Consider the following 12,952-nt stretch of genomic DNA (forward strand, 5'->3'; position numbering starts at 1 on the left):
GCTGACAGCGAGTAGCTATCCGTGCCGGCTCTATTGCAATGCTCGACAAACTCTCTGCGGGAGCGAAAGCATGCTGCGCCGGCAATTTGACATTCCTTCACTCGCCACTAATTCACATTTAAAACTGAAGGAAACACTGAATGAATACTGCACTTGCCACGAAAGCCCGGACCGGCGTGTCCGGTTTGGACACAATTCTGGCAGGGGGGCTTTCCATCGGCCACGTATTTCTCCTTGAGGGAAATCCTGGGGCGGGCAAGACGACTATCGCGCTGCAGTTTCTGATCGAAGGGGCTCGGCTCGGCGAGCAGGGGCTCTACATCACCCTTTCGGAAACCGAAAGCGAACTGCGGGCTGGCGCCGCATCGCACGGCATGGTGATCAATGAGAATATCGAGGTCTTCGAACTCGTGCCTCCGGAAAGCCTGCTCGACGCCGACCAGCAGCAAAGCCTGCTCTATTCATCGGATCTTGAACTCGGCGAGTCGACACGAGAAATCTTCGCAGCTTTCGAGCGGGTCAGGCCGAGCCGGGTGGTTCTCGACAGCCTGTCCGAAATAAGGCTGCTGGCGCAAAGCTCGCTGCGCTACCGTCGGCAGATCCTGGCGCTCAAACATTATTTCGCTCGACAAGGTGCAACCGTCCTTCTTCTCGACGATCTGACCTCCGACACGCTTGACAAGACGGTGCATAGCGTTGTGCACGGTGTCATCCATCTCGATGAGCTGGCGCCGAGTTACGGCTCCGAACGGCGACGTTTGAGGGTGACGAAATACCGCGGACAGGGTTTTCGCGGTGGCTATCACGATTTCACCATCCAGACCGGCGGTGTCGTCGTGTTTCCGCGCCTCGTCGCCGCCGAACACAGGACGAGTTATGTTCGCGATCAGCTTTCCAGCGGTGTTGCCGGGATGGACCTGCTTCTGGGCGGTGGGCTCGAACGAGGATCGAGCACGCTGATCCTCGGTCCCGCTGGCACAGGCAAGAGCACCTTCTCTTTTCAATTTGTGATGGCGGCCATTGCACGCGGCGAAAAGGCTGCTGTTTTCATTTTTGACGAGGAGTTGGGCTTGCTGTTCACGCGTCTGAAACAGCTCGGCATGGATCTCGAGGCGCTGAGGAATGAGGGTCTGCTGCATATCGAGCAGCTCGATGCCGCAGAGCTTTCACCGGGTGAATTTGCCCATCGCGTCTGTGCTTCCGTCGACAGCTCGGGCGCGAAAACCGTGGTCATCGACAGCATCAACGGCTATCAGGCCTCGATGCCTGATGAGAATTCGCTGATATTGCATATGCACGAATTGTTGCAATATCTGAACAGGCAAGGCGCAAACACCTTCCTCACGGTCGCCCAGCACGGATTGGTCGGCGACATGAATGCACCCGTCGACGTGACCTATCTTGCCGATACCGTCATTCTGCTGCGCTACTTCGAAGCTGCGGGAAAGGTGCGGCGGGCGGTCTCGGTGATCAAGAAGAGGACCGGCTTTCACGAGGACACGATACGAGAATATCGCATCGATGCTAGTGGCTTGCGATTCGGAGATCCTCTCGTCGGGTTCCAGGGGGTGCTTCGTGGGGTTCCCGAATTCGTCGCAGCATCCGCTCCGCTTTTGCCAACCGACAACAAGGACGGCGGCAATTTCTAATTTCCCGAACCCGAAGGCCCTGATCTACGCACCGGCCGGACGCGACGCCCAGGTCGCCGCATCATTGACCGATCAGGCGGGACTACCCTCGATAGCGGTTGCCGATCTGAAAAACTTCGCGGCATCACTCGATGAGGAAATTGCGGTTGGCGTTCTGACCGAAGAGGCCGTCCGCGGCGGTGATCTGACACCGATCGCTGCCTGGGTTGCCGCCCAGCCGAGTTGGTCTGACCTGCCGTTCATCGTTCTCACCTCACGCGGCGGGGGACCTGAACGAAATCCCGCTGCCGCCAGGCTTTCCGAAGTTCTCGGCAATGTGACTTTTCTGGAGAGGCCGTTCCATGCCACGTCCTTCATCAGCGTTGCGCGGACCGCACTGAAAGGCCGGCTGCGCCAGTATGAAGCGCGCGCTCGGCTCGAAGCTCTGGGCGAGGGAGAGCGGCGGTTGCAGACGGCGCTCGCCGCCGGCCGCCTGGGTGCGTGGGAACTGGAGCTGTCGACGATGGCCTTGTCGGCCTCGGCGACCTGCAAAGCGGTCTTCGGTCGAGGGCCGGATGATGAGGTGACGCGCGATGATCTGATCGCCAGCATCCACCCCGATGATCGCGAACTTGTGCTGACACGCCTGCGCCAGACGGTCGATACCGGACGCGACTATTCGATCGAGCACAGAACGATCTGGCCGGATGGATCACTGCATTGGACCGAGGTCCACGCCCAGCTTTATGCAGACAGATATGGATCAGCCAGCAAGCTCGTCGGGGTCTGCTCCGATACCACCGTCCGCAAGACCATCGAGGAAAATCTGAGGCGGCTCAATGAAACCCTCGAAGAGCGTGTCCGGGAACGGACCCGGGAGGTCAATGCTGCCCACCAGACGCTGCTGGAAGAGGTCGCCCAGCGTGAGAGAGCCGAGGAGCAGCTTCGCCAATCCCAGAAAATGGAAGCGATCGGCCAGCTGACTGGCGGTGTCGCCCACGACTTCAACAATCTGCTGATGGTCGTTCTCGGAAATCTGGAACTGCTCGGCAAACACCTGGCCGGAGATACCAGGGCGACGCGTCTGGTCGACGGGGCGATTCAGGGCGCGCGACGCGGAGCGGCGCTGACCCAGCGTTTGCTGGCTTTTGCCAGACAGCAGGATCTGCAGGTCAAGCCCGTCGATCTGGCCGCTCTTGTCTCGGGCATGAACGACTTGCTGCGGCGCTCGGTCGGATCCTCGATCAGCATCGAGACCAATCTCCCGGCGAGACTGCCGCCGGCGCTGATCGACGCGAACCAGCTCGAATTGGCGCTGCTCAACCTTGCGGTCAATGCCCGCGATGCGATGCCGGATGGGGGGACGCTGTCCATATCGCTGCGCGAAGAACAGGTTGTCGGCGCTGGCGGCGATCTGGGCGACGGAGCCTATCTTGTGTTGGCGGTGGTTGACAGTGGCACCGGCATGGACGCGGAGACGCTGAAGAAGGCCGTCGATCCTTTCTTCTCCACCAAGGAACTCGGGAAAGGCACGGGTCTCGGTCTATCGATGATCCACGGACTTGCCGTTCAGCTTAACGGCGCGCTCTTTCTGACAAGCGAGCTTGGGGTGGGAACAACCGCGGAGTTGTGGCTACCGGCGACCGAACGGCGCCCGGAGCGGCCGGCCGAGACAGAGCTGCCCGTCCCGCAATCTGCCTCCAGACTGAAGATCCTGCTGGTCGATGACGACGCCTTGATCGCCATGAGTTCGGTCGACATGCTCGAAGATCTCGGCCATGAGGTCGTCGAGACAAATTCCGGCGCGGCGGCACTGGAATTGATCAAGAACGGTCAGCATTTCGATCTGATGATCACCGACTATTCGATGCCGGGTATGACCGGCGCACAGCTCACCGAGGCCGTGCGGGACATTCACCCGACGCTGCCGATCGTGCTGGCGACAGGGTATGCCGATCTTCCTGCCGGCACCGACATCGATATTCCGAGATTGGGTAAACCCTATAATCAAGCTCAGCTCACCAAGGAAATCGCCAAGGCGCTGGCCCGCGAGACGGCTCCGGTTATCGGCGCCATCAGCGCGCGTGGTTCAGGGTCGCTGTTTAAGGCCGACGATCGCTGCGATGAAATCGGCGATGGCGCCTGTGTCGTCTAGATCGAAGACGGGCAGCGCCGTATCGTTGACGGCATGATCGGCGGCGATGGCGCAGATATGCGGATCGGCCGGTGCCAGCGGTTGGCGATTGGCGGCCTCCAGGCGGCGGGCCTCGATCTTCGGGATCGGTTCGCGTTTGTAGCCTTCGATCAGAACGAGATCGCAGGGGGCGAGGCGGGCAAGGATCTCCTCGAATTCAGGTTCAGGCGCACCGCGCAATTCGTGCATGATGGCATAGCGGGTGCCGGAAACGATGGTGACCTCGTGAGCGCCGGCCTGGCGGTGGCGGTAGCTGTCGGCCCCGACCTTGTCGATATCGAAATCATGATGAGCGTGCTTGATCGTCGAGATCCTGTAGCCGCGGCGGGTGAATTCCGTCACCAGCCGGACGGCGAGCCCCGTCTTGCCCGAGTTCTTCCAGCCGGCGATGCCGAAGATTTTGGGTGCGGTCATGCGCCAAGGGCCTCCAGCCAGCGTTCTGCCTCGATGAGATCATCCGGCGTGTTGATGTTGAAGAAGGGATCGAGCAGGCTGGCGCGGGTCGGATGCAGTGGAAACATTACTTCCGTAACGTCATGACGCAACAGGAAGTCGCGCACGCGGCGCTTCTCGTCGGTGGCGATCCAGGCTTCGAGATCGGCGGCCAGCGCCACCGGCCAGAGCCCGAAGACGGGATGGCTGCGGCCTTCGGAGGCGGCGATGGCAATCTGCGAAGGGTGTTCGAGCGCTGCCGCGAGCCGGGCGACAAGATCGGCTGGGAAGAACGGGCAATCCACCGAGACGGTGACGACATGGCTGATCGCGGGCAAGCCGGCGGCATAGACCATCGCCGCATGGATGCCGGCCAATGGCCCGGCCTTGCCGGGAAAACGGTCGGGGACGACAGGCACATCCTCGGCGGCGGCATCGGCATTGACGGCAACCGCGACGACCTGCTGCGAGAGGCGGGTTAACACATGCCGCAGCAGGCTCTCGACCCCGAGCATCACGCCCGCCTTGTCGCGGCCCATCCGCTGCGAGCGGCCGCCAGCCAGCACGACGCCTGCTATATCGGATTTTTCCAGCGAGAATTCAGCCATCATCCTGCCCCAGAATCTTCGTCACACCGGTGTGCGCGGCGCAGATTCCTGCGCGATCGGCGAGACGCGGCGCTTGGCCTCACGATAGAACGTATAGAGGCCGGAGGCGATGACGATCGCAGCGCCGACCAGCATCCAGCTGTCAGGCACTTCGGCGAAGAAGAAAAAGCCGAGCAGTGACGAGAAGATCAGGCTTGTATAGCGGAACGGCGCAACGAAGGAAATTTCGCCGGTGCGCATGGCGAGGATGACGGACTGGTAGCCGACGAGCACCAGCACCGAGGCGAGGGCCAAGTGCCCGAGCGAGGTGGCGCTGACCGGCTGCCAGCCGCCGAGCAGGGGAATGAGCAGTGCGCCGAAGAAGGAAACGGAGATGGCGGTGACGACGGTGATCATCAGCGAGGGAATCTCCGGGTCGATCGACCGGGTCGCAAGATCGCGGCTGGCCGTCGACAGCACCGAGCCGACGCAGAGGAGGGCGGCGGCGGTGAAACCTTCCGGGCCGGGGCGGATGATGATCATTACGCCGACGAGACCGACGAGAATTGCCGACCAGCGCCGCCAGCCGACAGGCTCGCCGAAGAAGAGCGCCGCGCCAAAGGTGACGACCAGCGGCAACGACTGCAGGATCGCCGAGGCATTGGCGATCGGCATCATGCCGAGGGCAGTGATATAGGTGACGGCGGCGAGCATTTCGCAGATGATCCTGAGGATGATGACCGGCTTGAGCACGATGCGCCAGGAGCGTAGCGCGCCCATTTTCCAAGCGATCAGATAGACCAGCAGGCTGGTGAAAAGCCCACGTAAGAACATGATTTCGCCGGCGTTCATGTAGGCGATCACCGATTTGGAGAGAGCGTCGCTTGCCGAAAAGCCGGCCATCGCCATGCTCATATAGATGGCGCCCTCAGTATTGCGTGACCGCGGCATGAAGAGATTCCCGTTACCTGTGCGCCCCTTCTTAGTCGGGAAGATACTCGAAGGGAATCGGATGAATGCCACATCCGGGATAAATCGATGACGCAGCGCACAATGGTGCGGACGTCAACGCCGTGATGTGAGTGGGATAGGTGGCAGGTCCCTGTTTCATCGAGGAAAATCAATCCTGCCGGCGCGGCGATGACCGTTTCAAACATGCCCCGCAGTGGCGCCGTCGCTCTGACTGAAATCATCAGCATAGGTAGTTTTTTTTCCTCGCGCGGGAAACGGGTGGCTGGATCGGCTGATGTTTGAGATCTCAGATGTCTCGACAACTGAGGAGAAACGGACATGACACTTCTGAACGACAAGGTCGCAATCATCACCGGCGCCAGCTCCGGCATCGGCCGCGCGGCGGCGATACTCTTTGCGCGGGAGGGCGCCAAGCTCGTGGTCACCGGACGGCGACAGGACGCTCTCGACGCCGTCGTCGCCGAAATCGAGGTGGAGGGCGGAAAGGCGGTCGCCATATCGGGGGATGTCAAGGACGAGGCGTTGCAGGCAAGTCTCGTCGAGACGGCTGTCTCACGCTTCGGCGGGCTCGATATCGGCTTCAACAATGCCGGCATCCTCGGCGAGATGGGACCGATCGCCGGGCTGTCGCCGGAGGGATGGCGCGAGACGATCGATACCAATCTCACCGCCGCCTTCCTCGGCGCCAAATACCAGTCGGCGGCGATGGGAGAGCGTGGTGGATCCCTGATCTTCACTTCGACCTTCGTCGGCCACACCGTCGGCATGCCCGGGATGGCCGCCTATGCGGCGAGCAAAGCGGGGCTAATCGGCTTTGTGCAGGTGCTTGCCGCCGAACTCGGGCGACAGAAGATCCGCGTCAACGCCCTGCTTCCCGGCGGCACCGACACGCCAGCCAGCATCACCAACGGGCCGGATGCCACGCCGGAACTGCTCGCCTTCGTGGAGGGACTGCACGCGCTGAAACGCATGGCCCAACCGGAAGAGATCGCCAATGCGGCGCTGTTCCTGGCGTCTGATATGTCGAGCTTTGTGACGGGGACGGCGATGCTGGCGGATGGCGGGGTTTCGATCAGTCGGACGTAAGTGGGGCGAGGGGGCATTTTGCCCAGGCAATGAAAGATGTGCCGAGTGGCCCCCTCATCTGCCTGCCGGCATCTTCTCCCCGCTGGGGAGAAGCGGAATCGCGGCGGCGCCTCGCTCCATTTGAGACGTTGCGATAGGTGTGGCCACCGTGCGTCTTGCTCCCCCCTTCGCCCCAGCGGGGAGAAGATGCCCGTAGGGCAGATGAGGGGGGTGAGGAGCGGCAGCGACGAACGCCTTGAGCGGCAAGCGAAAGGCAAATGACATTCCGCCCAATTTCAGTGCCACCCCAAGCCCGCCTACGACATAATCAACCCGCCATCGACATTGATCGTCTGGCCGGTGATGTAGGCGGCGTCTTCGCTGGCGAGGAAGGTGACAAGGCCCGCGACGTCTTCACCGGAGCCGGCGCGTTTCATTGGGATGCCTTCGACCCATTCCTTCATCAACTCGCCGGGGGCGTAGTTGCCCAGCAGTTTGCCCCAGGCCTGGTCGTTATAGGCCCACATGTCGGTCTCGATGATGCCGGGGCAGAAGGCGTTGACGGTGATCTTTTCGGTGGCGACTTCCTTGGCCAGGCTCTGGGTGATGCCGACGACGCCCATTTTCGAGGCGGCGTAGTGCGGGGTGTAGATGAAGCCGTCGCGGGCCTGGCCGGAGGCGGTGTTGATGATGCGGCCGCCGCGCTTGTGCTTGCGCATTCTGGAAATTGCCTCCTGGGCGCAGAGGAAGACGCCCTTGGTGTTGACGGCCATGACCTTGTCCCAGTCGTTTTCGGAGAGGTCCTCGACGCGGGCGATGGTGATGACGCCGGCATTCTGGATCGAGACGTCGACAGAGCCGAATTCCTTCTCGGCGGCATCGTAGAGGGCGACGACGCTCGCCTTGTCGGTGACGTCGCCGATGAAGGAGATCGCCTTGCCGCCTTCGGCCCGAATTTGCTCGGCAACGCCATGAACCAGGTCCTCGTTGGCGGAGACGACGATATTGGCGCCTTCGTGGGCAAAGCGCCTGGCGATGGCCGCGCCAATGCCGCGGCTGCCCCCGGTAATGACGACGGTCTTTTGCTCAAAGCGTTTCATGCTCTTTCCTTCCGGTAACATGGGTAGATAGCGACCTGGGGCGCGCGACGCAGTCTGCGATCATTTTTGGAATTCAAGCGGCGGCCGAGATGATCTCGGTGAATTCCGAAGCCTTCAGCGACCCGTGGAGACCCGAACCCTCTGTCCGTTCCACGGGGCCGTTTCGATCGGCGTGAGGGGCGGGTAGACGACGGTATCGCACGCCGTCTACCCGTTATCCCCTTCAGCGCCTCGATCTCTGCCAGGGAGGAAGCGAGATCGTTTTCGAGTTGCCGGCAATGCGCGTTTCGCATCACCAGCAGCAGAAACCGCCGTCGACGAGAAGATCGACGCCGGTCACGAAACTTGCTGCATTCGACAGCAAAAACACCGCCGGGCCGACCATTTCGTCCACCGCTGCCATTCGCTGCATTGGCGTCTGCTCTTCGAAGAGCTTGGTCTGATGAACCATCTCCGGACGAGTGTTCATCGGCGTTGCCGTGTATCCGGGGGAGATGGTGTTGACACGAATGCCGCGGTCGACCCATTCCATCGCCATAGACTTCGACATATGGATCACGCCCGCCTTGGAGGCGTTATAATGCGCTTGGCTCAGCCCCCGGTTGACGATCACACCGGACATGGAAGCGATGTTGACGATGGCGCCGCGTCCATTCTTCAGCATGGCACGCGCCTCGGCCTGGCAGGAAAGGAAGACGCCTTTCAGGTTGATATCCATCAACGTCTGATATTGGTCCTCTTCCATCTCCTCAGCCGCGTTGGCGTTGGCGATGCCGGCAGCGTTGACTGCAAGCGTCAATGCGCCGAGATCTGTCTCGGTCCGTGCTATTGCCTCTGCAAGGGAAGACTTGCTGGTGACATCCGCCGCGATCTGGATCGAACGGCGGCCGGCGGTGTGGATATGTTCGGCGGTCCTCGCCAGCCCGTCGTCAGTTCGACGGTCGAGCAGCGCCACGTCGGCGCCGCACTGTGCAAGGCCGATGGCAATGCGTTGCCCAATGCCGCTCCCGGCTCCGGTCACGATGGCAACCTGGCCGCTGAGGTCGAAAAGCTTCGGGGCGTTCAGAGTGATGTCGGACACCGCTCTTCCTTTCTGTGTCTGTTTTGTTTTCACGCAATTCCTGGCGCAAAACCGCTGCACACTTTTGCTGGAATTGCTTTAGATGGTGGCTAGCTCCATGACCGAAACGTCATTCGCCTCGTCACGGTTGAGAATGCCTGCCTGTTTGCCTTGGGCAAGCACGAGAATGCGATTGGAAACTCCGAGAACTTCCTCGAGGTCCGAGCTGACGACGATGACCGCCACGCCCCGTTTGGCAAGATTGACGATGATGTCGTAGATGCCGGCGCGGGCGCCGACGTCGATGCCTCTCGTCGGTTCGTCGAGTACGACGACCTTGGGATCGCGCATCAGCCATTTCGCGATGACGACCTTCTGCTGGTTGCCGCCGGACAGGTCCGAGGCATTTTGCTCCGCGCGGCCCTTTACGCCGAACTTGGCAACTGCCTTCTCCGCAAACGCGCGCTTGACGCGCGGGGTAATCCAACGCCCGCCCAGCTTGTCAAGATTGGCGTAGATAATGTTCTCGCCGATCCGGTGCCCGACAACCAGGCCTTGCTCCTTGCGGTCTTCCGGGACCATGACGATGCCTTTGGCGATCGCGCCTGCCGGAGCGCGCAGCCTGAGTTCTTCACCTTCCAGCTTGATCGAACCGGCACTGATCGGGTCCGCGCCCGAAATCGCGCGGACAAGTTCGGTGCGGCCAGCGCCGACCAGTCCGGCGATTCCGAGAATTTCCCCGGAGTGCACATCGAAGGTAACGTCACGGAACGAGTTGTCCGGCGAGCTCAGCCCCGACACCTGGAGCACTGGATGGTCTGTCGGAACCGGCAGGGCCGGGAACAAGCGGTCAAGCGGGCGTCCGACCATGCTTTCGACGATCGTTCGCACTGGTGTCGCGCTGTCGGAAAATTCCTGCACGCGTTCGCCATCGCGAAGAACGACGACCCGGTCGGTTATTCGCTTGATCTCTTCCATGCGGTGGGAAATGTAGACGATGCCGACGCCCTCTGAGCGAAGCTTTCGAACCTGTTCGAAAAGAGCTTCCGTCTCGGCACCACCAAGGGCCGCGGTCGGTTCGTCGAGGATCAGGAGCTTGGCATTCAGAGCCAGCGCCTTGGCGATTTCGATGAGTTGCTGATTTGCGGTGGAAAGGCCGGCGACCTTGCGGGTGGCGGGTATGTGAAGATTGAGGCGAGCAAGCTGCTCCTGGGCGCGGCGAACCATCTGGGCACGGTCGATGACGCCGTTCTTCATCGGCCAGCGCCCGATGAAGACGTTTTCCGCGATCGACAGCTGTGGCAGCAGCTGCAGTTCCTGATGGATAAGGACGACGCCCTTGTCGATCGCTTCCCTTGGGGAGGCTGGGGCATAAGACTGCCCCAGCCAAGTCATTGATCCTTCGGACGGCGTGCGTGACCCGGCGATGATGCCGGATAGCGTCGACTTGCCGGCTCCGTTTTCACCGAGAAGTGCTACCACTTCGCCCGGATAAACGTCCAAGCTGACATTCTTCAGAACCTGGAGCGGCCCATACCACTTGGATATGCCCCTCAGGGAAAGAACTGGATCAGTCACGGCACACCTCCTCAAGACGTCGGTTCATTAGAGCGCCGTGCGTCCATTCGGACGCACAAAGGGCGCTCTAACACTTTGAATCTACGCATGTCGTTGTCGCAAAACCGCGGCACACTTTTGCGGGACATGCTTTAGGGATGGTTGGCGATGAAGCCTGCGACGTTTTCCTTGGTTGTCAGCGTGGCATCCATGAGCTGGACCGGCGGCACCTTCTCTCCGGCAACAAGCTTGGCGGCATTTTCGACCGCGTCGCGGCCCATCTTCTGCGTCTGCTGGGTCGCCGTTACGTTGAAGACGCCCTTGCTGAGCGCTTCGAGCGCAGCGGTGTCACCATCGAAGCCGCCGACTACGATCTTCTGGGAAGGATTGGCGACCTTGATCGCCTGCGCGGCGCCAAGAGCGAGGCCGTCGGCCTGGGCGAAGACGATCGAAACGTCCGGATTTGCCTGCAGCATATTCTGCATGATCTGGAATCCTTCGTCCTGGCTCCAGATGTTCGAGAACTGCTCGGCGACAACCTTCACATCCGGATATGCCTTGAGCGATTCAGCGCAGCCCTTCGAACGATCGACTTCCGGCGTCGTGCCCTTCTGGCCGTGGATGATGACCATCTTCCCCTTGCCGCCGGCTTCCTTCAGAATGTAGTCGCACACCGCCTTGGCAGAGGCGACAGAATCCGTTGCAAGGAAGGTATCGCCGGGTGCTCCCTCGGCGTTGCGGTCAACGTTCACGACCGGAATACCAGCGGTCTTGGCAAGCTTGACCGGAACGGTCGCAGCGGCCGCACCTGCCGGAATGTAGATCAGCGCATCGATTTTCTGGGTCAGCAGGTCCTGGATCTGATTGACCTGTGTCGGCCCGTCGCCCTTTGCGTCGACCGTGATGACTTCGATGCCGCGCTTCTTGGCTTCGGCTTCGACCGATTGCTTGATCTGGTTGAAGAAGTTTGCCTGAAGGTTGGCAACGGCCAAGCCGAGCTTCTTCAGTTCGGCTGCGTGTACGGGGCCGAGCGTGAGGCCGAGCAGTGCAGCAGACGCGAGCATGGTGCGCGCAATTTTCATTGTATTTCCTCCGTTGTTTGATGGAACCCTCGGGTATGTCCTCCCCCTCGGGGTATTGATCCGCCCCAAACCCTTGGGGCGGAATTTCCGGCCCGCCAACGCGGCGGACCCCGTTCGTCAAGCGCGACGCCGACGAATAGTCTCCGCGCCGACCGCGAGCACGATGACGATGCCGATGATCACCTGCTGCAGGAACGGCGAAACGTTGAGAAGATTGAGCCCGTTGCGAAGGACGCCGATGATAAGAACGCCGATCAGTGTTCCTCCGATCCCGCCGGCGCCGCCGGAGAGCGACGTTCCGCCGATGACGACCGCAGCGATGGTATCCAACTCATAGCCGAGACCGCTTGATGGTTGGACGGAGTCCAGCCTGGCGGCGAGTACGATGCCTGCGAGCCCGGCAAGGACGGAACTTACGACGTAAACGCCAATCGTCACGAGTGGGACGTTGATGCCCGCAAGGCGCGCGACTTCCGGATTTCCGCCGACCGCGTAGAGCATGCGACCTTCGGACCGGAAGTGCAGGAAAAGCCACGCCACAAGAACCACGGCAAGCATGAGAAACACGGTGGCGGTCAACACGCCGAAATGGCGATCGATTGCCAGCATCATGAACCAGTCGGGGAACCCGACGATCTGCTGGCCGTCCGTGATCATATTGGCGACGCCGCGGGCAGCCGACATCATCGCCAGAGTGGCAATAAAGGCCGGAACCCTGAACTGCGTCACCAGAAGTCCGACGATCAGCCCCGAAACCCCGGATGCGACCAGGGCAAAAACGATCGCGACCGGCAGCGGCAGACCGGCGACATTCGCAGTCCAGCCCATGACCATCATCGCCAGAGCGAGTGCCGAGCCGACCGAGAGATCGATGCCGCCGATCAGAATGACAAAGGTCATTCCGACGGCCATGATGCCGAGGACGGTGATCTGATCGAGGATGTTGAGGCCGTTGCGAACCGAAAGAAACGTGTCGGTGCTGACGCTCAGAAAGACGCAAAGCGCAAGCAGCCCGACGAGTGGGCCGGTGGCTCCCTTGAGCTTGCTCAACCAGGCGCCGGACGAAAGCCCGTTTTCATTGATATCGAGCGCCACCATTGTTCCTCCTCATGCCAGGCCGACCGCTAAGTGTTATAAGAATAAATATTCATTGCTGCTGGAAAATTCATTAACAATTTGCCTTTCGGCTGTCAATAGGGTTTTCTGGTCCTGAGGCCGCCGGAGCCCCGGTTAAAGGGCTTGACAATCGCGCGGCGGTGCAAGAATATTGATTAA

The 12,952-nt window shown here is 61.0% G+C and carries 11 protein-coding genes; 3 read left to right on the forward strand and 8 right to left on the reverse strand.

The window, feature by feature from the left end; all coding sequences use genetic code 11:
• Positions 1-140 precede the first annotated feature (140 nt).
• Entirely contained in the window at positions 141-1,649 is a 1,509-nt protein-coding gene (locus GR197_RS26690) for an ATPase domain-containing protein (protein WP_164015069.1), read from the forward strand.
• Entirely contained in the window at positions 1,642-3,783 is a 2,142-nt protein-coding gene (locus GR197_RS26695) for a response regulator (protein WP_432444207.1), read from the forward strand. The genes GR197_RS26690 and GR197_RS26695 overlap by 8 nt, the downstream gene beginning before the upstream one ends.
• On the opposite strand, the gene mobB is transcribed toward GR197_RS26695, so the two are convergent.
• The 3 genes from mobB to GR197_RS26710 are packed head-to-tail and all read right to left on the reverse strand — an operon-like array spanning position 3,718 to position 5,792.
• Complete coding sequence (gene mobB, locus GR197_RS26700) at positions 3,718-4,236, reverse strand: molybdopterin-guanine dinucleotide biosynthesis protein B (RefSeq protein WP_164015071.1); 519 nt, start codon at positions 4,234-4,236, stop codon at positions 3,718-3,720. The two genes, GR197_RS26695 and mobB, sit on opposite strands and share 66 nt — an antisense overlap.
• A complete protein-coding gene (mobA, locus tag GR197_RS26705) occupies positions 4,233-4,862 on the reverse strand; it encodes a molybdenum cofactor guanylyltransferase MobA (RefSeq protein WP_164015073.1) in 630 nt (209 codons plus the stop codon). Before mobA ends, mobB begins: the two co-directional genes overlap by 4 nt.
• A 21-nt stretch (positions 4,863-4,883) precedes the next feature.
• Entirely contained in the window at positions 4,884-5,792 is a 909-nt protein-coding gene (locus tag GR197_RS26710) for a DMT family transporter (RefSeq protein WP_164015075.1), read from the reverse strand.
• A gap of 339 nt (positions 5,793-6,131) precedes the next feature.
• Here GR197_RS26710 and GR197_RS26715 point away from each other — a divergent pair, with 339 nt between their 5' ends.
• A complete protein-coding gene (locus tag GR197_RS26715; RefSeq protein ID WP_164015077.1) occupies positions 6,132-6,899 on the forward strand; it encodes an SDR family oxidoreductase in 768 nt (255 codons plus the stop codon).
• 296 nt (positions 6,900-7,195) lie between these two features.
• On the opposite strand, the gene GR197_RS26720 is transcribed toward GR197_RS26715, so the two are convergent.
• The 5 genes from GR197_RS26720 to GR197_RS26740 form a co-directional block, all read right to left on the reverse strand.
• Positions 7,196-7,978 (reverse strand): glucose 1-dehydrogenase, encoded by a 783-nt coding sequence (locus tag GR197_RS26720; protein ID WP_164015079.1) that lies wholly within the window; start codon positions 7,976-7,978, stop codon positions 7,196-7,198.
• 292 nt (positions 7,979-8,270) lie between these two features.
• Positions 8,271-9,059 (reverse strand): SDR family oxidoreductase, encoded by a 789-nt coding sequence (locus GR197_RS26725; RefSeq protein WP_164015081.1) that lies wholly within the window; start codon positions 9,057-9,059, stop codon positions 8,271-8,273.
• 78 nt (positions 9,060-9,137) lie between these two features.
• Positions 9,138-10,616, reverse strand: a complete 1,479-nt coding sequence (locus GR197_RS26730; protein ID WP_164015083.1) for an ATP-binding cassette domain-containing protein — start codon at positions 10,614-10,616, stop codon at positions 9,138-9,140.
• A 131-nt stretch (positions 10,617-10,747) separates the two neighbouring features.
• Entirely contained in the window at positions 10,748-11,677 is a 930-nt protein-coding gene (locus GR197_RS26735; RefSeq protein WP_164015085.1) for a sugar ABC transporter substrate-binding protein, read from the reverse strand.
• A 117-nt stretch (positions 11,678-11,794) separates the two neighbouring features.
• Entirely contained in the window at positions 11,795-12,775 is a 981-nt protein-coding gene (locus GR197_RS26740; RefSeq protein WP_164015087.1) for an ABC transporter permease, read from the reverse strand.
• Positions 12,776-12,952: the final 177 nt, after the last annotated feature.

The sequence above is a fragment of the Rhizobium phaseoli genome, assembly GCF_010668805.1.
In the GTDB taxonomy this organism is placed as follows: Bacteria; Pseudomonadota; Alphaproteobacteria; order Rhizobiales; family Rhizobiaceae; genus Rhizobium; species Rhizobium phaseoli_A.